Source organism: Salinispira sp. (assembly GCF_059431795.1).
Window position 1 is genome coordinate 1 of record NZ_JBXWXS010000024.1, and the last position, 22,232, is coordinate 22,232.

The window sequence follows — 22,232 nt, forward strand, 5'->3', positions numbered from 1 at the left end:
CAGCCGTAGAAATTGTGGTTTCGGTCAGAGATGACCGGAATGGTGGAGTAATTCAGGTTTGTGCTTTATCACTCAACCTGGAAAACAAGGAAAGTCACTTCCGAATACCGAGTTTTTGCCTCATTTAACGAAAATACGAGGGTTTTGAGAGGTGCCCGGTTTGTTTTTTTTGCGTGATTAACGGAATATCAGGGAGAGGCAAGAGGGTTAGTTCCAATCTGAGGGCTTATCCATGGAGTTTTTTGGCATTTCGGTACCAAAGCTGTAGTGGGCCGGACGCTGATGCGAGGGTAAATTGCGGGATGACCAATCTCTCAGTACGGCTTCTAGTCCATCGGTGTCCCTTAGTGTTCGAATAAAAATCTTCAATCTTGGACCAACAGAGCTGCTGAAGCTTCGAACGGCTGCGTCCTCCACATCCGGGTGGCTGCGGAAGCGTTCTGCGATTTCGCTCGGACTTACGTTGATTCCATTAATTTGAACAAAGCGATCTTTTCTTCCTCCGGGAAAAAACCGGAGGTCATCCTGCCACTGAATCACATCCGGAATTGGGTATGCTTTTGGTGTAGAGCTCCGCTGGATTACGGTCCCGGATATCCGTTCCCAATAGGGAAAGAGTGTGAACGGGGCCGCGGGTGTATCCCGGTACCCAATTCCTGCAGTCTCGGAAGATCCATAAATTTCCAGAAACGAGGCTCCCCTGTTGGTAAGCCATTGGGACAAGCGGTTCTCCAGAGGAGCTGTGGAGGATATCACCAGAACATTTCGGGGAAAGGAAAGTGACCGGGTTTCCCACTGGGTCACCAGGGAGGGGATGGTAACAACCACATCGCCCTCTTTCAGCTTTCCGCTAATATCTTGTACCCGTTGTACCGGAATCCCAAGCTGTTGAGGAAGAAAGATGGTAAAAATAGCTCCGTAAATGTGGTTTGACGGAACCAGAGAGATAACCCGCCGGGGAGTAAGCTGCCGGGACACTAATTCAGCAAGAAAACCCACTTCCTCTGCCAGGTCTTCTGAGCGGTGCAGGGTGGATTCGGGTTTGCCCTGTGAGCCTGATGAGAAGAAATTAAATTCCCCATTGTAAAGCTCAAGGCTTTTTTCCAGGAGTTCACTCCACTGGAGAATCGATGGCCTGGCCAGAAAGAGATCTTCCAGGCCCGTTTCTTGAACCCTGAAGCTGTCACATATCATTCCGGTGAGAGTTACCAGCTCCAGGGAATCCATGAAAAATGGTGAACCGGTAAACTTTTGAGACAAATCGTCTTCCGATATCTCCAAAGCAGAACCGCCCCTGAGAGAACTGAGATGGTAGCTGAGGAAATCCCGGATAAATTTCTGAAGCTGGACTTTTGTTAAATGTGACAGAGGGTTCGGTATGGTGGTATCGTGCATAGCAGATTGATCTATCGGCCGTTCATCGGCGGGCAAAATCCTTTATACCCGTTTTACAAAAATCCAGTAGCCGTCTTTGCTCAGGGACTCCTTCATATGAACCTTCACCTTGGTGGCTTCCATCTTATAATCGAATACGTACTCGAATAATGTGTTGAGGTTACCGTTTTTCACCCCGTCTTCAAAAACACCGTGAAATTCAGGCTGGTCGGTGCAGGGGGCAACTTCGGTGAAAAAATTCTTTCCCAGTACCTCATTGGGGTTACGGCCGGTAATTGCCCCTTCGGCCTCATTGTATACAAGAATGGTGCCCTTCTCGTCGAGTTTAATTGCGCCGAAGGCAAGATCATTTATTTTTTCCTTACCCATTTGTGAAACTACGTTGCCGATGTCATCACTTCCAAATTTTACAATCTCCATATGCACTCCTTACATTATCCTTACATAGTATTTTTTGATTCTCTATAATGTACTGATGAAAGAATCAGAAATCAAATGGAACCTTCATATAGGAATTTCAGAAACGGGGTACAGTTCAATAACCTGCGAGGATGTGTATCGGGCGTACCGCTCCCCTGGAGAGGTTACAATTGAAGAGAAAATATTTGACCGGGCTCAGCAATCCCGAAAGGTACTGGAGGGATGCATCGCAAGAGGAGAACATGTGTACGGCGTCACCACCGGTTTCGGTGATGACGGCACCCGTGATATCCCGGAACAATCCCGCCTGAAACTCCAGGAGAAATTAGTTGATTTTCACGCTGCGGGAAGCGGCCCTCTGCTTAGTCTGGGAGAATCCAGAGCCGTATTTCTCTGTCGAATTGTCAGTCTTTCCCAGGGGGTGTCTGCAATCCGGAGGGAATTTCTTCAGTTCATGGTGAAGATATTCAATCTGGATGTGATCCCGGCGATTCCCAGCCGGGGGAGTGTGGGAGCCAGCGGAGATCTCACACCTCTGAGTTATCTGGCTGCAATGCTTCAGGGAAAGCGCAGGGCCTGGTACAGGGGGGAACTCCGGGACAGCTCATCTGTTTTTGATGAGCTGAACATTATTCCCTGGAAGCTGGATTTGAAAGAAGGGTTGGCGATAATGAACGGTACCGCCATGCTTACCGCATTGGCAGCCATTTCTCTGGTTGAAGCCAAGAATGGCGCCCTCTGGTGCGACCGAATAACCTCAATGACGGCCCTGGCTCTTGGCAGCTCTGGAGAGCCTTTCGAATCCTGGATCCATGAGCAAAAGCATCACCCGGGAAGCATCGAATCGGCACGGCACATACGGAACGGTTCCCAGTTGAATCCCCGTCCCATTTCCCGTATGGAGCGTGTGGGAAATATCCAGCCAAGATACAGCATGCGCTGTGCACCCCAGACAGCCGGTGTTCTGCGAGATACCATAGATATGGCTGCAGTATGGATTGAACGGGAAATAAACTCTGCCAACGATAACCCTCTCTTTGACCCGGATACCCAGAGGGTGTTTCACAGCGGAAATTTCTATGGAGGACATGTTGCTGCAGCCTGTGACTATGTACGGATTGCTCTCTCCACAAGTGCCCAGCTGGTGGATAGACAGGTGCAGCTGCTTCTGGAGGGAGGAGAAGGTTTGCGCAAGAATCTCGCTCAGTCGGATGATGTTACTGATTTCGGATTGAAGGCATTGGGCATAGGGACTACCGCCCTTTCAGCGGAAATACAGCATTATGCCGCTCCCGCTTCGGTTCTCAGCCGTCCCACAGAGAGCGGGAATCAGGACGTGGTATCCATGGGATCAGTGTCTTCCCTGAAGCTTCGCCAGCAACTGGAACCGATGTTTCTCATCCTGGCTCATGGGGCTGCAGCGGGTTTGCGGGCCGTATCCCAAAAGGGGCTGAAAGATAAGCTGTCAGCCCCAATGACGGAAATCCTGTCAACAGCTTTCTTCCGGGTTGAAGAAAACGGCCCCGGGGATCTGCTGCTGCAGCAGCTTACCCACATTATCCGCGATCAGGAAGCCGGAGGATTGGGGCAATGATAGATGTATTCAGACATGTGAAATTTGAAGGCCTGGGAAGCTTCGCCGGGGTGTTGAGCGACCTTGAAATAGAGCATCGATATCTGGATATTCCCGTGCTTACCGGGCAGGAATGGTCTTTGCTGGACCCCCTTGCATCCCGGCCCCTGATCGTTCTTGGCGGACCAATGAGTGTTCTTAATGGTGAAGAGTACCCCTGGCTGAGCGAAGAAATAAAGTTCCTTGCCCGTCGCATCGCTGCGGGATTACCGGTACTGGGAATCTGTCTCGGTGCTCAGCTGATTGCCAAGGCAGCAGGCGCAAGGGTGTATCCTGGAGACGGTCCGGAAATCGGATGGTCGGAAGTGAGGTTTACCAGGCAGGCCCAAGCGTATGGTCTTGCGGGTTCTGACTCTGCGGGATCCGCGGATGTTCTGCACTGGCATGGAGATACCTTCGACCTTCCTCCCGGTGCCGAATTACTGGCCTTTAATTATAGGTACGCACATCAGGCATTTGCGTTGAACCCGAGGATTCTGGGTCTGCAGTTTCACCTTGAGGCGGATTATCCGGACCTTGAAACCTGGTTTGCGGGACATGCCCTTGAAATTTCACAGACTCCTGATGTGAATGTCACATCTCTCCGGGAGGCTTCCAGGAGGCATTGCCCCATCCTCAAAGATTGGTCGCGGATCTTTTTTCAAAATTGGCTGGGTGAGTGCGGGCTTATCTGAATGATTCCTGTGGATGATGACCTGCGTTCCTCATGCTCTGCATGGATGATGGCCGGCATGACTGATAGCCCTCACGTCTGATAGCCGGCACGTCTGAGAGAGTCCGGATTTCCCCGGTGAGGGGGGATTATCCGTGAAATCTATGAATCATGTCTCTATTTGGTGCAGTGATTGTTTATTTTGAATTGTGCAAGAACTGCTCTCTGCGCTTTCTGATCTGTTCAGTTTTGAGGGGGAGAAAGCTGTTTGTCTGATTAATGTGGTTGCCATCACCACTTTTCAGGAAGTCCTGGAACCCGGGATGGTTAAACCAGTACCATGAACCCCAGTTCGAGAAGTTCCATTGCGGATCATACTGCTGTATTTCGTAGTCGATGTATACCAGCTTCTTATGCTCCGGCTGATACACAAAATTTGCCGGAAAATAATCGATGTTCCAGCCTCTGGACTCCACATGTGTGGCAATTCTTTGAATGGATTGAATGACTAAAGGTTCAAGATGATCTGCTGCCAGCAATTCCATTGCCGTCGATCCAGGAATAAATTCTTTTATGAGCACCGGAGGATCATCTTTGTAGCTTAACAGCTTGGGCACGGAAAGGTTAATCTCTTTCAGCGTTGTATAACTTCGCAATTCCACATGCAGGGCCTTGTCCAGAGTGATATAATTTTCGTTGCGGGATACAAATCGTTTAACGACTATCTTCCTGTTTCCATCGGTATAGACTGCAGATTCGGCACTTTTCCCCTTCCATAGCTCCCGAAGACGTTTCCAGGTGGAGTTCTCATACTCCAAGAGCTTTTCATTTTCTTTGAATGTAAAATGCGTTGCTTGCATTTGTTCCCCTCCGTTTAGATGTGCTTTCCCAGGGAATCAAGAATACCGTACACCCCGGGGCATACGGCTGCGTTTTTCTTCAGTTCTCCCAGCTTGGACCGGATTTGACGGCCCCGGGTATGGGGGTAGTCTGCACAGGCTTTGGGACGGTGTGAATATACCGAGCAATAATTATCTTCCTCCAGGAATGGACAGGGCATTGAACGAAACACCCAGTCGCCGTCCTCATCCTTTTTCAGGTATTTTTCCATGAAGGCCGCGGTGCTTATACTGCAAATTTTTGCAAGGCGCTGAATATCACGCTGGATGAGTCTGGGGCCCAGGGTTCTGCAGCAGTTGCCGCATTCCAGACAGTCAATATGCTGAAAAACCTGGGCATCATACTCACGAATTCGTTGTTCAGCATCCCCTGAGCGTAATTGCTGGAGTCGTTTGATGGTTTTCCTGAATTCCTTGTTCCTGGATCCTGCCTTGGAAGGAAGGTTATTTAGTAGTTCACCCGGGTTCATGTAAAAGTTATATCATATCGGGTGTTTTTAAAAAACCAATTGCCAGAATCTTGACATGCATACTTTAAGAGAATATAACGGAATATAAAGGTAAATAGGGAGTTTAAGCGGCACATAAAGACTTTGTGATCTGCTATTCCCCGGAGTTTTTTACATAGATGGGAGTAACCTGGAATGGAAAAGAAGATGATGACACTCGCAGATGTGTCGAACTACCTTCAGTTGTCTGAGAAAACTATTCTGAAAATGGCAAAGAATGGTGAAATTCCATCGGCGAAAATTGCCAATCAATGGCGTTTTTCACCAAGCATGATAGAAGACTGGATAACCGCCCGTATGAACGTGGTGCCGCAAAATGATCTCTCCCGTCTTATCGAAAGGGAGATGGATTATGTTTCCCTTTCCCGGCTTATTGAGCCCGAATCTATAATTATGAATATGAAGTCCCGCAGCCGGAACGAAGTGCTGCGAGAATTATCGGACCACGCAGAAAACAGATCGCTGGTAAGAACCAGCGATACGTTGTACCAAAAGTTGGTGCAAAGGGAGCAGATGCTTTCCACCGGCATTGCAAAGGGAATTGCCATTCCCCATATTCGCAAGCCCGGAGAGGCTGATATTCATGAGCCGTCCATTATCTTCGGCCGCTCGCCAGAAGGGATCGATTTTGCATCCTTGGACGGGGGGAAGACTCATTTCTTCTTTCTTCTGCTATCGGACAGTGAAACAGTTCACATTAGAATCATGTCCAGACTTGCAGCGATGCTCCGGCGTGATGACGCAAGAAATCAATTACAGAAAGCCGATCAACCCCAGGATATTCTGCGTTTCTTCGTGGAACATGAACCCAGGCTGTATCATAAGGAGAATGAAGCATGATTGAAGGTTTGAACAAGGCGTTAATTAAAATCGGAAGTGATGCAAAAAATAAGAAAGAGCTGCTCTCGGAGATTGCCGATCTGGCCGCAGAGGCTCCTGAGCTGTCTGAAATTGGCAGCAGGGAAATTCTCAAAGCACTGAAAGAGCGGGAAAAACTTGTTTCCACTGGTCTGGAAAAGGGCATTGCAATTCCCCACTGCAGTTTTACCTCAGTTGATGATTTTGCCGTTGGACTGATTGTGATAGCCGACGGCATTGATTTTGAAGCCCTTGACGGGAAACCCAGCAAATTGGTGTTTTTTATTGTAGGGCCGGCGAGCCAGAGAAATCGGCATATCAAAATTCTGTCATCAATCAGTCAGCTGGCAAAAGATCCAGGGTTGAACCGGCGGCTCATATCCGCAGCAAGCCCGGACGAAATCGTGGGGATTCTGGAAGAGGCCGGCGATCTCAAGCAGAAAATGACCAGTGGGGATGCGTCCTCGTCAGCTCCCGAAACGGTGAATATGTGTCAGTTCACCATCCACGTTCAGCTGGAAGATCTCTTTCAGGATGTGCTGGAAATATTATCCGGAGAAATTGAGGGATCTGTGAGCGTTCTGGAGGGCAACAGGGCCACAAGCTATCTTCACCGCCTCCCGCTTTTTTCCTCCTTCTGGAATGATGACAGCAGGGGATTCAGTCGGCTAATTATAGCCGTGATGGACAAACGGTATATGAATCATGTTATCCGCCAGATTAATATGATTCGGCCGGAGGATGGTGAAGGCATTCTGGTGAGCGCACAGGATCTTCTCTACTGCGATGGCTCAATAGATTTCTAGGAGATATTGTGGTAATTCAAAATATCCAAACATTTATTCACGAACTGCACCTGGATCCGCTGATTATTATCGGGTTTATCGTTCTCCTGGGAATATATTTCGGCAAAGGGGCAAAGCTCATTCATCTGCCTTCCATTATCGGCTTTATGGTGCTGGGGGTTTTATTGGGACCGTCGCTTCTGGGGGTTCTCTCCGGAGAATTTCAGGAGTCCATAGGGTTTATTACCGAAATTGCCCTCAGTTTTGTAGCGGTGAGCATAGGACTGGAGCTGAGCTTTGCCGGTCTGAAAAAGCAGGGAGGGGGAATCGTTCTTACGATTTTTACCGAATCGTTCATGGCGTTCATTCTTGTGTCTCTGCTTATGTATCTTCTCACAAAAGACTTGGCCCTCTCCATTCTCTTCGGGGCAATCGCCCCGGCCAGTGCTCCCGCAGGAACAGTTGCAATTATCCAGGAATACCGTACGAAGGGACCCCTCACCAAAGCATTGTTTGCCGTTGTAGGATTTGATGACGGTCTTGGAATCATTCTTTTCGGTTTTGCTGCCGCCTTCGCAAAATCAATATTATCTGCGGAGATGGGAGTTGAGACGGGATCATTTTTCTCCCTGATGTCCGGCCCCCTCCTGGAGGTTGGGCTGAGTTTGCTGGTGGGAACCCTTAATGCGGTTGTTTTTATCTTTCTCGGCCGGTTCCTAAAAACCGGAAGAGATCTGTTCCTTCTTCTTTTTGCCGTGGTGTTTCTCTCTGCAGGTTTGAGTATTATGTTTCACATGTCGGTGATTCTCACCAACATGGTCTTGGGAATTGTAATTGTGAATACCCAGCCTCAGAATTTTGTGGAAAAAATTCATGAAGAGTTGACTCAGATTATGCCGCTGTTGTTTATTTTATTTTTTGTTCTCGCGGGTTCGAATCTTCATATATCTGCACTTCCGGAATTGGGATTGATCGGATTGGTATACATCGCTGGAAGAGCAACCGGGCTGATAAGCGGAGCCTCATTCGGTGCATGGGCCGGCAGACTTCCTGTGAGTATCCGTAAGTATCTCGGACTGGGAATTCTAAGCCAGGCCGGGGTGGCAATTGGTCTTGCTCTCATTGTGAAGAAGGAGTTGGCTGAATTCGGGACCCATGGTGCCGAGATTGGAAGCATTATCATCACCACAGTATCGGCTACGTCCATTTTCTTCGAAATTGTCGGTCCGGTTCTTGCCAAATTCGCCTTAACCAAAGCCGGTGAAATACGCAAGACAGCCTGAGCTCAGCCTGATCTCTGCCTGTATGGGCTGGAGGATAGCCCGGGTCTGCCAGAGCTGAAGTTTACTCCACGTGGGCCAGAGATGACAAACTTATGCTTGCATTGCCTGCTTCGTATCCACATTTTTCGAGGCAGGCTTTTTTATTTCTTAGTTTGTTTGAATAGACAATTAAGACCTTGCTCTGGTATTCTTTGTCCCGCTTTCATCGAGCTAACCGCTTTTCACTGGGTTTAGTGAATGTGCCAGCCTCTGCTTACAAGGAGTACTCATGGAATCAACATCCTATAGAGGAATTACCGGAATCATTTCTCCATTCAGGCATATTGTGGGCCGGTACAAGTCAGCTCTGGGGTTGGCGGTATTCAGCATGATTCTGGTGGATGTGTTCGCATATGCCCTGCCCGGCCTTATTAAGTTTGTCACCGATACGGTTTATCCGCAGATCCAGAGCCAGGGTTCCCTGCAAAGCCTCTTTCTATTTGGAGGGCTTATCCTGATCGTTGCTGTGATCCGGGGTTTCACCGCCCACGTGATGATCCGCTCGTATTGGTATGTGGGGGAAACCGTTGTGCACGATATCCGGAATGAACTGTTTGAGAAACTTCAGCATCTTCAGGCTCCTTTCTACGATACTGCCAGAACGGGAGATCTAATGTCCCGGGTGAGCAATGATGTGCAGATGATTCGAAACTTTTTTGCATATGGAATCGAACATCGTCTGAGGATTGCCCTGATTTCTTCCACAGTTCTGGTGTTGATGCTGATACAGAATTGGCGGCTTGCTCTGATGGTATATGTATTTATTCCTCTCGTGTTCTTCATGGTGATCTATTTCAGCAAGAGAATGGGAGCTGCCGTAGGCCGAAAGCATCGAAGAACGGGTACGCTCAGCAGCTTCATTCAAGAAAATCTCAGAGGAATACGGATCATTAAAGCCTTTGCCGCCGAATCCCGACAGATAACGCAATTTGACGGAGAGAACTCCCAGCTCAGGGATGCGGGCATGGAGGTATCGGATCTCCAGGCCAGGATGAACCCCCTTCTTATACTGACTAACACCATCGGTTCATTGGTAATTGTATTATATGGTGGAATACAGATTATTCAGGGACAGGGGAATATGACCCTCGGAACCCTGCTTGGGTTTATTACCTATCTCTCCATTATGGGGTTCCCGGTTTTTATTCTGGCATTCAATACAAGTCTTATGAGTCTGGCTTCCGGTGCTTCAAGGAGAATTCATGAAATACTGAAAAAACCTGACCAGCGCCTGGAGAATACCGGGCACCATAGATCTGAAATCCAGGGCAGGTTAGAGTTTCAGAACGTTTCTTTCAGTTATCCTGAATCGGGAACAGTCCTGGATGATTTGAGCTTTTGCATAAAGCCCGGGGAAAGGGTTGCGGTTTTCGGGCTTACCGGTTCGGGGAAGAGTTCACTTATCAGCCTCATACCCAGGTTTTATGAACCCGGGGCAGGGAAAATCCTGCTGGACGGTACACCCCTGTCTGAGTGGGAGCTTGAATTCCTCCGCTCCCGGATAGGTATGGTGCTGCAGGAAAGCTTCATATTCAGCACCAGCATCCAGGAAAACATTGCCTACGGAAGGCCGGAGGCAAGTATTGAAGAAATTCAGGATGCGGCCCGGGCAGCCCGAATCCATGATTTCATAGAGAGTCTTCCCGACGGATACAATAGTCAGATTGGGGAATTCGGGGTAGGGCTGTCCGGCGGTCAGCGACAGCGGATTGCAATTGCGCGGGCACTCCTGAAAGATCCGCAGCTTCTGATTCTGGATGACTGCACCTCGAGTCTGGACAGTAAAACCGAGCGGGAAATTCAGCAAGAGCTTCAGCAGCTCATGGGGGGACGAACCACTCTGATTATTGCCCAGAGAATTTCCACCCTCAGACTGGCTGATAGGATTATCCTCCTTCATGATGGCAAGCTGCACCATATGGAACCCCATGAACGCCTGCTTCAAAAGAGTCCGCTATACCGATCCGTGTACGAATCTCAAATGATGTATGGCTCGATCGGCGAAGACAGCCTTACCGGGAGGTCCTGATTATGGGAAAAACAACCCGGGGAAATACTCACAGAGTGCTTTCAGAGCTCTGGGCGTACCTCAAACCCTATCGCAAAAAAATTCTACTGATGTATGTATTTGCTCTCATAAATGTCGCCACAATGATAGCCCTCCCAATACTTATCCAGCAGGGTATTGATAACGGGATCGTTCCCAAAAATACTTCCTATCTGCTCGGTGTTGCCGGGGCATTGCTGGCCACAGGGGCAATTCAATTCTTTAGTTTCCGAATGCAGGGTGTGCTGATGATGAAGGTGGGAAACGGCGTCCTCTATGATCTGAGAAAGAATCTTTTTCATCATATTCAGCATCTGTCGGTGGGGTTTTTCGACCGGAATAAATCAGGCCGGCTCATGACACGCCTCACCGGAGATATCCAGGTACTGGAGGAACTATTGATGACGGGTCTGGATACCCTGTTAGTGGACTCCCTTATGATTGTCGGTCTGGTGACGGCGATGATCTTAATGAATGGATGGCTGAGTTTAACTCTCGTTTTCATTCTGCCGGTGCTGTTACTTATTGTATTCAAGCTTCGGGGGAGAATTGTCGCATCCGCAAATGGAATACAGAAGAAACTCTCCCTGGTGAACAGTTTTCTCAATGAATCCCTATCGGGGATTCAGGTAAGCAGAGCATTTGCCCGGGAAGGGCAGAATATAGAAAAATTCCGCGAGCTGAACGGTGAGTACTATAGCCAAAGCAGAACCTTCTATCCTCTCAACGCATTCTTTTGGCAGTCGGTTGCAACCCTGAATAACTTCAGCCAGGGTTTGGTGATTATCGGCGGTGGAATCCTTTTGTATCACGGCATGATTACGATTGGTGTGATTGTGGCGTTTCTTAACTATGTTACCCGGCTTTTCCAGCCCATGCAGAAGATCAGCAATATGTTGAATCAGATGAGCAGGGCGGTTGTCTCAGGCTCTAGAATTTTCGAGATACTTCATGAAAAGAAAGATGTGGAAGATATTTCACAGCCGGTGAAACCGAAGATTCTGCAAGGTGAAGTGCGCTTTGAACATGTACATTTTGCCTATAAGAAGGATGAACCGGTTTTAAAGGATATTGATGTTCATATTGAGCCGGGGCAGATTTGTGCCATTGTCGGCCATACGGGCAGTGGAAAATCCACAATGGTCAACCTTGTGAACAGGTTTTATGACGTTCAGTCGGGAAGAATTTGCATAGATGGTAAAGATATACGCCATTATGATCAGCTGGAGCTCCGTTCCAGAATGGCTGCGGTTATGCAGGATCCCCAGATCTTTTCTGGAACCGTTGAAGAAAATATCCGTTTTGGTGACCCTGCCGCAACCATGGCAAGGATCAAGGAAGTTACCGAGCAGTTGGGTATTCACGATCTCATCCTGGCCTTCCCCCGGTGCTATGCAACCGAGCTCGGTCAAAACGGCGGTAATATTTCTCTGGGACAGAGACAACTCATAGCCTTTGCCCGGGCCTTGGTACGAAATCCTTCCATTCTTATTCTCGATGAGGCCAGCTCATACCTGGACAGCGAAACCGAACAGTTGGTTCAAAAAGCTCTGGTACCTCTGATGAAGGGGCGAACCAGTTTTGTAATTGCCCACCGGTTATCTACCATACGGAACGCAGATATTATCCTTGTACTGGATCGGGGTGAATTGGCTGAGAAGGGATCCCATGAGGAGCTGCTGGGGAAGAACGGCCTGTATGCTGAGTTCCTCCGGCAAAGCCCTCTAGCAACATAAGGTTTGACTTCTGCAGCGCCGAATTTTAATCTTTAAGACACCAAGGTAAAAGGAAGTGTCCATGAGAATTGTTGAGCATATTACTGCCCCATACCGAAACGAGGCGGTCAATTATCGTATTAAGGTACGAAATTTTGCCATAACATTATTGGTTCTTGGGGTAATGACGGCTCTGATGAGTTTTATTCATATTATTAGCGGCAATTTTTCCAATTTAACCTCCAGTGTTCCGGCCCTGGTTGTGTCGGTTGGGGTATTATTTCTTCTTCCTCGAAGGGTCTACCGATCGGCGAGTACGGTGTATCTGCTGTTGCTGGCCCTCACGCCGTTTACGGTAATGCTCGTACAGACATACGAAAGCATCCGGGACATTTATATGTATATTGCCTTTGCCGCACCGATTCTGGTGCTTTCCCTGGTGATCGGGTATGCCCGCTTTCAACTCTATATAGTCGCGGCAATACAATTTATTTTCGGAATTCTGTATTTTGTGCTTACGGTTCTGCCCAATTTCCAGAGTGATATTGCCGAGTTGATAAACAGCGTGGTGTTCGCCGTAATCTTCTATATCCTGATACTGCTGCTTTCAGAAATCGCTTTCAGAATTGAAATGAATATCATGTCTATTCTTCTTTCCAACGAAGAACGGGGGCGATCACGGGTGGAGCGGATGAACTCTTTGCTCGCCTCTGCGGGAGATTCCCTGGCAATCGGAGAGCGTCTTGAGAAAATTGCCTCCGATGAGGCGGACAACGCCAGGAGTATAGCCCTCAGTACAACCGAAGCAGAGAATCAGTTGACCCGGCTCCTGGAAAGGGTGCAGGAAAGCGACAGGGAACAGAGCCGCCTTACCGAAGGCGGGGAAAAAGTAAGCCGGGAAATGGAACATCAGACAGAAGCGGTGAACCGATCCATTGCCGCCGTGGAGGAGATGACCGCTTCACTTCGGGAAATCAGCAGGAATGCACAGGAGAAATCAAAACTGACCCATGAATTGACCGAAAGTGCAGGAAGAACCTCCCAGTCCTTCTCATCCACCATGGAAATTCTCAACCGCCTCAATGAAACCTCAGCAAGTGTCCTGCAGGTTATCGGTGTAATCGAAGAGATCGGTGAGCGAACCAGCCTTCTTGCAATGAATGCGGCAATTCAGGCTTCCCACGCCGGGGAAGCAGGCAGGGGATTCGGAGTGGTTGCCCAGGAAATCCGGAAGCTCTCAGTGGAGACCAACGAGAATTCCAGAAAGGTTCGGGAACTGCTCACAGAGAATGACGACGAAATACGCAATGTGGTAGAATCCAGCAAGGAAAATGCAGCTCTTTTCGAGGGAATACACCAGAATATTACCGATGTGAATCAGGCCCTGGTTGAAATAATCTCGGCCATGGGCGAGCTTGACCATGGCACCCGGGAGATTCAGGATATTACCGGAGATTTACAGAATATTCAAAGTTCTGTTTCCCGGGCTGTGGAGGAAATAAGCCAGGCCATATCCACCAGCAGCTCCGGCTTCCTTGAGATAGCAGGCAGTACGGAATCCGCCGAACAATCGCTGAAAGATATAACATCCAAGACGGAGACGGTACTTGCGCATGCCAATCAGTTATTGGAGCTCGGCCGGGAGAACGCAGTCGGAATAGACGCCATCCGCAGCAATATTAACGAACTTGATGAAACGGAAAGCAGCTGAACCCGTGAGGGGTGTACTAATGCATCGTGACGGATCTACATTATAGATCTGAACACCCACAATAGAGTTACAATCAGGAGGCAATATGGAAACCCGAAAATTCGCCCTTTTTGCATTCAACGGAGACCCCATGTGTTTTATTCATGTGCTTCTCAACGGAATTGAATTTCACGAAAGAGGTCATGAGGTGCAGATTATCATGGAGGGTAGCGCAACAAAGTTGATTCGAGACCTGAACGGCGAGGGCAGTACTCCCAGTCATCATATGTACCGAAAGGCACGGGAACTGGGGCTTATTGGGGGAGCCTGTAAAGCATGCAGTAACCAAATGGGAGTGCTTGAAGAGGTGAAAGAACAAAGTATACCCTTCAGAGATGAGATGCACGGACATCCTTCAATCCCCCAGTTCCGGGAAGAAGGCTGGGAGGTTCTGACGTTTTAGCATACATGAACCCCGATAGATGGATATGTAACAGGCGGTAGAGATAACTCTTTCGCCTGAACATACCTCCGTTGTCCGCTTTTATTCCTGTGTGAGCTGGAACTCCATGGGTTTCGGCTTGGTTTGAATAACATCTTCAATTGTATTCATGATTTCATCAGTCAGTAGTGGGACCACTTCAAGCGCCTGCAGGTTTTCCTGAAGCTGGCTGAGTCTCGATGCCCCGGTGATCACCGTACTCACATGTTCGTTTTTTAAACACCATGCGAGGGCCAGTTGAGCACGGGTGGTTTGGAGATCTTCTGCAACCTTTTTCAGCTCCCGGGTTTTCCTGATTCGCTCCTGCCCTGCATCACTTTCAAAGAATTTTTTAAGCCATTCGTAGCCCGGAAGATTGATCCGTGAGTCATCGGGGGTGGTATCATCATATTTCCCGCTGAGCATCCCGGAGGCAAGGGGTGACCATATGGTTGTGCCCAGGCCAATCGTATCATATAAGCGGGCATATTCAACTTCAAAGCGGTATCGTTCAAACATATTGTATTGGGGCTGCTCCATGGTGGGGGGTATCAGATTGTACTGACGGGCCACGGAATGAGCTTCCATGAGCTGCTGGGCCGACCATTCGGATGTGCCCCAATAGCGTACTTTTCCCTGCTGAATAAGTTCGGTCATGGCTCGAACAACCTCTTCCATGGGAATTCTGGGATCCGGCCGGTGACAGAAATACAGGTCGAGATGTTCAACCTGAAGCCTCTCCATGGCCTGGTGACAGCCGTCATAAATATGAATTCTGCTGAGACCTTGCTGATTCGGGTTCGGTTTTTCAACAACTCCGCCGTAGACTTTACTGGAGACCAGGAAACTGTCTCTTCTGAGCCCCAGCTTCTTAAGAGCTTTGCCCATTACCAGCTCGGATTTACCTTTCTCATAGACTTCCGCATTGTCAAAAAAATTCACACCGGCATCGTATGCGGTCTTGATAAGTTCTGCGGCCAGATCTACATCCGCCTGTTTGCTGAAAGTAACCCAGGAACCGAAGGAGAGTTCACTCACGTAGGCACCGGATTTACCAAGGGATCTGTAATTCATCATTTCCTCCTGAAATTCGGAATATAGTTGGCATTTACATTGTCGCATAGTATTTTCAAAAAATCAGGAGGAATCATGTTGAGAAAAAGAATGTTGATCACAGTAGCAGCAATGGTTATCAGTTGGGGAGTTTTTGCTCAGGGAACAGGTGAGGAGCTCGGTTTCTCCGAAAGCAGTCAAGTATGGACTGGACCCGATGTGGAGTTCACGAAAGCCGATGGTGCAGATCCCGATCTTGCGGAAAACCAGGACAGAATAACAGAGAATCTCTGGATTACCCGCGGAAATTCAGGGGGGCAAATCTATAATGCAGTGAGTGAAAATATCTATAATAAATTTAACAGTCCGGTAAATACTCTCTGGGCGCTTGGAAGCACCGAGGATGATATTTCTCAACTGGAATTCACTTCCTTCAGGAATATACCCGGAGGTCCGAAAAATATTGAGGGTAAGGATCTGGTTCTCTATATTGAGTCTGATGACATCTACCTGGATGTACAGTTCACATCCTGGTCTCAGGGCAAGCTTGGCGGGTTCTCATATATCCGTAGCTCATCGGGTGAATAATACCGGTTTTTGAAAATTTCCATCCTCTCCCGGGACGCTCTTCCGTTAGTCCCGGGAGAGAAGATATTTATGCGGGCCATATTTTTCTTCCCATAGATGGCGCGACAATCAGGTCGATTTTCTGCATTTCATCGCCTTCAATTATATCATCAGAGCATCTATTAAAATTAAATTTTAATAGATGCTGGATAACGGTCGAACTCATAATCATTTTTACAAGAAAGCAATGATGATGTCTAAAGGTCCTGGCAATTTCAAAAAAGCCCGACAGGACTGGAAATTGGCGGGGAGAGATTTGTATACTTTAGAGAAGAATGAATAAGCGACAAAAACAACCGAAAAGGAGATTGCAGCGCCTGCTTTGGGTAACGGTACCCGCTCTTTGTATCGCCGCAGTACTCATACTTATGACAGCCGGAAAAAACATAATTACGCCTTCGGGGGACATCCATGAGCTTGTGGAAGAGGCGAAAGAACTGCCGGTTCCCCCTGGAGGTGTTCACAGTGATCTCAGATATGGGGGCAGAAACTTCCGGAATTTAAAGCTGGATCTCTATGAACCAACCATAGATTATTCCCCCGGTGATGCCCCGCTGGTGGTGTTTTACCACGGGGGTTCATGGGTCTACGGGGATAAAAGCACCATTCGCATTATTCACCGCTTTCTTTCCAGGATGCGGGATGCGGGATACTTTGTGGCTTCGGTGAACTATACCGCAGGTCTGTTAGGAGGATTTCACGCCCCGCTGAAAAACAGTATAGATGCGGTCAACTGGCTCCGGGAACACGCCGTAAAATTCGGATACAATCCTGATGCACTTGCTTTATATGGAATATCAGCCGGGGGGCATATTGCTCTCATGACTGAAACCCGATTCAGGTCCACCGGAAGCATTCGTATGGTTCTCGCTGAGTGCGCACCTTCAGATCTCATTGAGATGGCCCGGGGAGATGCTTTCGATTCTTCCAGATATATGGACATGATTCCCGATTCATATCTGCGCCGCCACAGTCCCGTTGAATATGTATCTGCAGATATGGCTCCGGTGCTCATTTACCACGGAGATGCGGATAGAATTGTACATGTGGATCAGGCGAGAATTCTCTATAATGCGGTGAGGGACGCCGGCGCTCATGTGGAGCTTGAAATCTATTCAGACGGTACCCATGCGTTCCTGGGAATGAGCGATGAATTGTGGTATGAGCAGGAAAGCCGGGCGTTGAAGTTTATGAAGGAGCAGCTGGAAGAGTGACGCCCGTCTGTAATATCAGAACACTCCCAACAGGGCCTTCCCCCGTATATATTTGCTGCCCATGCTGAAAGGCTGAACCATGGATCCGTACCTCAGACTGTATGGATCCGCTGCATCCAACGGGGCTATTCTCCTGCCCGATTGCCAGTGACGGGAATCAAATGAATTGTAGCGGTTGTCTCCCAGGAAAAAATACTGATCCTCCGGCAGTACACCATCCTCGGGGAAGGGGGCGAAATTACGCGGGTCGAAGTATGAGTGTATATAGAGCGCCGTGTATTCATACAACTCCATGATCGCGTCCTGAAGGCCCTCGCCTGGACCGCCGCCGATTGTGCCGATATATGCTTCAAGGGCTCTCAGAAATTTCAACTTGAAAAGCAGGTTTGCCGCCGCCGTTGAACCACTGTAAACATTCAAATCCAAGCTCTGTAGGTTTTCGACCTCTGGGTAAGCGGAGAACAGGAAAGAGCTCAGGTCGGCACTGAAAGCGTCGGGGTCCCGAATGGCGAACTGAAGGTATTCGGATAGTATCGAATCATCTATCGGCTGGAAACTCCGTGAAGATCCATGAAAGATGCTGGGTTGAAATTCGGGAGGAGTACCTTCTGCCGGAACTGTTATGAAAACCGAAGCTTCTTCAGCGGCACGGATTATCCGCTCAGAAAGATTCCGGGCCTGCAGGTGGTAGCTTTCGGGAATCTCAGACTTTTCCCTGTCCCATCCGGTAATCAACGCACGCATGTCGGGAGAAACGGCTTCCTGTTCCAGGCGTCCCCGGTTCACCTGGAGATTGTTGCTGAAATTCCATGCATATTCCTGATCCCCCCTCAGCTCTCTGAATTCCTCATCGATGCCGTTTCGAATATATACAATATCGTCCACCATCATGATCTGTTCTCCGGGAAGTGCGGTTAAACGTTTGATTAAGGGATCATGAAACGGGACGCCGTTAATATCCGTCTTGGGGATCTGAACCATGGAAAACGTGATCATCTGGATAAACGTATTTCTGAAATCCTTTAGTGCCTGACTTTTTCCAATGGTGTAGCGGGGGTTATTAAGTACATACTCGTCGAAACGTTTCGGTTCCCGAAGAATTGGAATGCGAACCAGTGATAGCGGGATTTCGGGGTTATATCCGAGTTTTCCGGTAAGGACCCGGGAACCAACATAGTATTCAGGAACCATGGATTCGGATGGAATCTGGTATAACTGAAAAAACAGGGAGTTAATGAAGATAACCGCGATGACGGCCCAGATAATGGCATCTACCCATTCTCCAATGCTTACTCCAATTCCTCTGAAGTGGCGAACCGCTTCATATTTGGTTTTTCCCTTCCGCTTAACCTCACGGATAATGCCTTTCCGGAGAAGATTGGATTTTCGGCGTATTGAAAAGAAAACCGGAAGGTACACTGCCACGAGCAAAACATTAAGGGCGTACAGAAAATAATAGGAATTTTGACTGATACCGTCTGAACTCCAGGCTGCAAGCAGGGTTATGGAGTGAACGATAAACTGGGTGGATGCAATGTAGGAAAACAGTTTTTTCAGGACCAGGAACTCCCTAGGGGTAATCTGTGCTTTTTCATCGGCTTTGTGAACCGTATAGGCCGATATTCCGCTGTGAACTAACACCATGAAAACAGAAAGTATGGTGGTAAGAGGATTCTGAGATATGAATATGAGGGCGGCTGCATACAGCCAACTCAACAGAACCCAAGCTATGAAAGCCGGGGATATAATCCCAAGTTGTTCTTTCAGCCAGACGGAAATAGAAGTGGAAAATGATTTCAGTTTGTTGAATACGTGCATGAGTTTTTGAATTCCTTTGTACATGAACTGTGTGAATTATTTTCGGAACTTCAAGTTAAAACATGCAGTCTTTTTGAACCGAAAATATACGGATCTATTCATCTTTCCTGTAATCACAGTTGAGGTCTACTTTCACAATATAGGCGCTTTCAGGGTGATGGTAAAGAAGGAACCACCCCTTCCCAGCTTGTGTTGGTTACGGGATCCTCTCTGATCCAACCCTTGTTTTGGGAAATGTAAAAACGGAGCTATTCCTCAGTGGACAGGTTTTCCTGGTTACCCGGGGCGGGATACCATGATTCGCCTTTATCGAAGATAATTCGCCAGATTCCGTTTCCGTAGTTTTTCCAGATCGACGTGTAGCAGGCAATACGGCTGCCCTCTGAATCGAATACCGGACCGGTACTCATGGCGGTCTCCCCTCCTTCCTGGGCAATTACTGTTTCCGGTTTCCAGGAAAAAGGGGCTTCATCGGCGGTGAAGTAGGCTTGCCATGAATCTTCAACGGCAATTCTTCCACGAAGCACGTTGGATCTGTTGAGAAATATACAGTCCTCATCCAGATAACGGCAGAATTCGGCGAAATTCCGAGAAGCCATGCTTTTGGCAAAAGCTTCCTCGGTTTTCATAACTTCGACTTCATACTGATTCATGGTTTCGATTCCTCCCCGAAAAACAGGTCTACTGTTTCAGAGGAAAGCCCTGTTGTTCCAGCGTGTCAATAAGTTTGTTTTCGGCTTCGCTGATAAATTCCGGGCTGAGGGTTTGATCCCGATCCAGAAATCGAGCCCGGAGTGTTACGGCTTTCGGTTGATCCTTTGGACTGTATACATCTGCTATACGCAGATCAACCAGCTCCTTCATTTTCAGTTTCCGGGCAGCTGCTATAACGTCAGTCACGGGAGTCTTGGCATCCGTAAGTACCGTACAGTCGAATGTTGAACCGGGGAATTTCGGAAGGGGCTGGTATTTGGTTTTATCCTGGATATTCTGCTCCATAAAATCAGTGAGATCCACAAGAGCCATTACCAGGTTGCCTTTAATCTTAAAAGCCCGATTCATCAACGGGTGAATGCTTGAAATAAAGCCGGCGGTCTTTCCCCTAATGCCGATCTCCAGATACTCATGGGGATGTTTTCCCAGCCAGTTTACCGGCAGAAAGGGGTTGGGGCGATTTTCATCGGCCGGGGTAATTTTACTGTTAAGATTAAGGTTCTCGAACATGTCTTCCAGCAGGTTCAGCATTTCCAGGAACGGAGATTGGGTCTTAGAATAGAAGACAATCCCCAGTTGATGCCGTTCTCTGCTGAACGCCGTTTCATCTTCAAGGTAACTTCTACCAAGCTCAAAAAAACGGCTGCTGCTGAAATGCTTCTGGTTGAGGGCGGCCTTCTCAAGCAGGGAAGGAATAAGAGATGGGCGCATCCGGTCTGTCTCCGGATTCAATGCGTTGGCCAGAATCAGCTGCTCATTCATCTCGTGCCATCCGGCTTGTCTAAGCAGCTTTTCGCCAACCATAGGGTAGCTGTAGATTTCCAGGGCCCGTCCCCGGTATACCATGAAATCCATGATTTTTCGTTTGAGCTGCTTTTCGGGAAGGAGTTTCACCGCGGTAATATCATTTTTGGGGGGGACGGGAATCAGTTTATCGTATCCATGGATTCTTCCCACTTCTTCAATAAGATCGGCGTCCACCTCGATATCCTTTGTGGCCCGAAAGCTGGGTACGGTGACCGTCATGCTCCCTTGGAGTTCGGATTTCATATCAACATGGAACTCAAGACTTTCAAGATAGGTTTTAATCTCAGCGGCCCCGAGTTGAGTTCCCAAAATTGAGTTCACACGCTCTTCATTAAGATCAATCTTTAGTTCAGGGGTGTATTTCATTCCGTCGGATTCCAGCTTCCCCACCACCCGTGCTTCCGGACAGCTTTCCCGTATAAGCTCCAAAATCCGCCAGATAGTTTTTTCCAGCTGATTGGTATCCAGTGATTTTTCATAGCGTTGGCTGGAATCGGTGCGGAGTCCCAGACGTGTGGAGGTGTGCCGGATACGGGCATCCACCCAGTTTGCAGCTTCGATGAAAATTGTAGATGTCTGATCCTTGACAGAAGAACTGAGACCTCCCATGATCCCGCCGATTACCGAGGGGCCTTCCGCATCACATACCATGGTATCGCCGGGAACAATCTGGCGTTCAACCTCGTCAAGGGTGGTAAATGTTCCATGTTCGCCCATTTCCCGGACGATGATTTTTCCACCTCGGATGGTGTCCAGATCAAAAATATGATTTGGCTGACCCAGCTCCAGCATTACATAGTTTGAAATATCAACAATATTATTAATGGGGCGGAGCCCGCAGGCAGAGAGACGGTTCTGCATCCACCGGGGACTGGGTTTAATATTCACGTTATCAACACTCAGTCCCATATACCCCAGACAGGCGCTTTCTTCTTCCACTTGAATGGTTACCGGGGAAGGCTCCTTCGTCTCCAATTTCCGCTGTTTCTTCAACCACGATTCACTGAATGGCTTTTTCAGCTCCTTTCGGAAAACCGCGGCAAATTCCCGGGCCATTCCATAGTGACCCCAGAGATCGGGACGGTGTGTTATGGATTTGTTATCAATATCCAGAAGGACGGCCGGCCGGGTTTCAAGGTATTCTGCCATTGTCTGACCAAGGGCGGCATCACCGTCAAGGATCAGAAGACCCTCGTGTCCTTCGCCCAGCCCAAGCTCATCTTCGGCACAGAGCATGCCCTCGCTCAATACCCCTCTGATTTTTTTCGGCTCCAGGGTGAACCCAACGGGCAGGGTGGTTCCCACCGGTGCGAAGGGCACTTTCAGCCCGACGGCCACATTGGGTGCACCGCATACCACACGTTTTTCCCCGTCTCCGGTTTCGAAGCGAACCAGGTTCAGCTTATCCGCCTCGGGATGAGGTTCAACACCGGTGATCCGGGCAACAGTCACTTTTTCCAGGTGTTCATTGCTGCGCTCCACCCCTTCAACTTCGCAGGTCGAGAGGGTGAACTGTGTTCCAATATCCTCCGGGCTGAGTTCGCCGGGAAGTTCTGTAAAATCCTGTATCCAATCTAAGCTAATTTTCATCTA

19 protein-coding genes are annotated in these 22,232 nt (G+C 48.5%); 11 read left to right on the forward strand and 8 right to left on the reverse strand.

The genetic code is table 11. The features are described from left to right. Positions 1–207: 207 nt before the first annotated feature. Entirely contained in the window at positions 208–1,395 is a 1,188-nt protein-coding gene (locus AC52PS_RS08260; protein ID WP_495562580.1) for an acyl-CoA synthetase family protein, read from the reverse strand. Between the two features lie 42 nt (positions 1,396–1,437). Then, on the reverse strand, positions 1,438–1,815 hold the full coding sequence (gene pyp, locus AC52PS_RS08265) for a photoactive yellow protein (RefSeq protein WP_495562581.1): 378 nt from the start codon (positions 1,813–1,815) through the stop codon (positions 1,438–1,440). Positions 1,816–1,870: 55 nt separating this feature from the next. Between pyp and AC52PS_RS08270 the strand changes: the two genes are divergently transcribed. Continuing rightward, positions 1,871–3,409, forward strand: coding sequence for an HAL/PAL/TAL family ammonia-lyase (locus tag AC52PS_RS08270; RefSeq protein ID WP_495562582.1), 1,539 nt, complete (start codon positions 1,871–1,873; stop codon positions 3,407–3,409). Further along, positions 3,406–4,122 carry a glutamine amidotransferase-related protein gene (locus AC52PS_RS08275; protein WP_495562583.1) on the forward strand — a complete coding sequence of 239 codons (717 nt, stop codon included), beginning with the start codon at positions 3,406–3,408 and terminating at the stop codon, positions 4,120–4,122. Before AC52PS_RS08270 ends, AC52PS_RS08275 begins: the two co-directional genes overlap by 4 nt. A gap of 175 nt (positions 4,123–4,297) precedes the next feature. Here AC52PS_RS08275 and AC52PS_RS08280 read toward each other — a convergent pair whose 3' ends face one another. Together AC52PS_RS08280 and AC52PS_RS08285 are read right to left on the reverse strand one after the other, a co-directional pair. Then, positions 4,298–4,960 carry a BUD32 family EKC/KEOPS complex subunit gene (locus AC52PS_RS08280; protein WP_495562584.1) on the reverse strand — a complete coding sequence of 221 codons (663 nt, stop codon included), beginning with the start codon at positions 4,958–4,960 and terminating at the stop codon, positions 4,298–4,300. A 14-nt stretch (positions 4,961–4,974) separates the two neighbouring features. Then, a complete protein-coding gene (locus AC52PS_RS08285; RefSeq protein WP_495562585.1) occupies positions 4,975–5,469 on the reverse strand; it encodes a YkgJ family cysteine cluster protein in 495 nt (164 codons plus the stop codon). Positions 5,470–5,643: 174 nt separating this feature from the next. Between AC52PS_RS08285 and AC52PS_RS08290 the strand changes: the two genes are divergently transcribed. From AC52PS_RS08290 to AC52PS_RS08320, 7 genes are all read left to right on the forward strand, one after another. Beyond that, the gene (locus AC52PS_RS08290; RefSeq protein ID WP_495562586.1) at positions 5,644–6,348 is read left to right on the forward strand and encodes a PTS sugar transporter subunit IIA; all 705 of its coding nucleotides are present in this window, start codon (positions 5,644–5,646) and stop codon (positions 6,346–6,348) included. Beyond that, on the forward strand, positions 6,345–7,172 hold the full coding sequence (locus tag AC52PS_RS08295) for a PTS sugar transporter subunit IIA (protein WP_495562587.1): 828 nt from the start codon (positions 6,345–6,347) through the stop codon (positions 7,170–7,172). The genes AC52PS_RS08290 and AC52PS_RS08295 overlap by 4 nt, the downstream gene beginning before the upstream one ends. Before the next feature lie 8 nt (positions 7,173–7,180). Then, entirely contained in the window at positions 7,181–8,434 is a 1,254-nt protein-coding gene (locus AC52PS_RS08300; protein ID WP_495562588.1) for a cation:proton antiporter, read from the forward strand. Between the two features lie 268 nt (positions 8,435–8,702). Continuing rightward, on the forward strand, positions 8,703–10,502 hold the full coding sequence (locus AC52PS_RS08305; protein ID WP_495562589.1) for an ABC transporter ATP-binding protein: 1,800 nt from the start codon (positions 8,703–8,705) through the stop codon (positions 10,500–10,502). A 2-nt stretch (positions 10,503–10,504) separates the two neighbouring features. Next, complete coding sequence (locus AC52PS_RS08310) at positions 10,505–12,256, forward strand: ABC transporter ATP-binding protein (RefSeq protein WP_495562590.1); 1,752 nt, start codon at positions 10,505–10,507, stop codon at positions 12,254–12,256. A gap of 61 nt (positions 12,257–12,317) precedes the next feature. Then, entirely contained in the window at positions 12,318–13,946 is a 1,629-nt protein-coding gene (locus AC52PS_RS08315) for a methyl-accepting chemotaxis protein (RefSeq protein WP_495562591.1), read from the forward strand. Between the two features lie 85 nt (positions 13,947–14,031). Continuing rightward, complete coding sequence (locus AC52PS_RS08320) at positions 14,032–14,388, forward strand: hypothetical protein (RefSeq protein ID WP_495562592.1); 357 nt, start codon at positions 14,032–14,034, stop codon at positions 14,386–14,388. An 81-nt stretch (positions 14,389–14,469) separates the two neighbouring features. On the opposite strand, the gene AC52PS_RS08325 is transcribed toward AC52PS_RS08320, so the two are convergent. Beyond that, on the reverse strand, positions 14,470–15,480 hold the full coding sequence (locus AC52PS_RS08325; protein ID WP_495562593.1) for a potassium channel beta subunit family protein: 1,011 nt from the start codon (positions 15,478–15,480) through the stop codon (positions 14,470–14,472). Between the two features lie 75 nt (positions 15,481–15,555). Between AC52PS_RS08325 and AC52PS_RS08330 the strand changes: the two genes are divergently transcribed. Next, entirely contained in the window at positions 15,556–16,047 is a 492-nt protein-coding gene (locus tag AC52PS_RS08330; protein WP_495562594.1) for a hypothetical protein, read from the forward strand. 314 nt (positions 16,048–16,361) lie between these two features. Further along, a complete protein-coding gene (locus AC52PS_RS08335; RefSeq protein ID WP_495562595.1) occupies positions 16,362–17,300 on the forward strand; it encodes an alpha/beta hydrolase in 939 nt (312 codons plus the stop codon). Between the two features lie 15 nt (positions 17,301–17,315). Here AC52PS_RS08335 and AC52PS_RS08340 read toward each other — a convergent pair whose 3' ends face one another. From AC52PS_RS08340 to pheT, 3 genes are all read right to left on the reverse strand, one after another. Next, positions 17,316–18,944, reverse strand: a complete 1,629-nt coding sequence (locus AC52PS_RS08340) for a S26 family signal peptidase (protein ID WP_495562596.1) — start codon at positions 18,942–18,944, stop codon at positions 17,316–17,318. Positions 18,945–19,366: 422 nt separating this feature from the next. Further along, entirely contained in the window at positions 19,367–19,771 is a 405-nt protein-coding gene (locus AC52PS_RS08345; RefSeq protein WP_495562597.1) for a YybH family protein, read from the reverse strand. Positions 19,772–19,799: 28 nt separating this feature from the next. Then, positions 19,800–22,229, reverse strand: a complete 2,430-nt coding sequence (pheT, locus tag AC52PS_RS08350) for a phenylalanine--tRNA ligase subunit beta (RefSeq protein WP_495562598.1) — start codon at positions 22,227–22,229, stop codon at positions 19,800–19,802. Positions 22,230–22,232 lie beyond the last annotated feature (3 nt).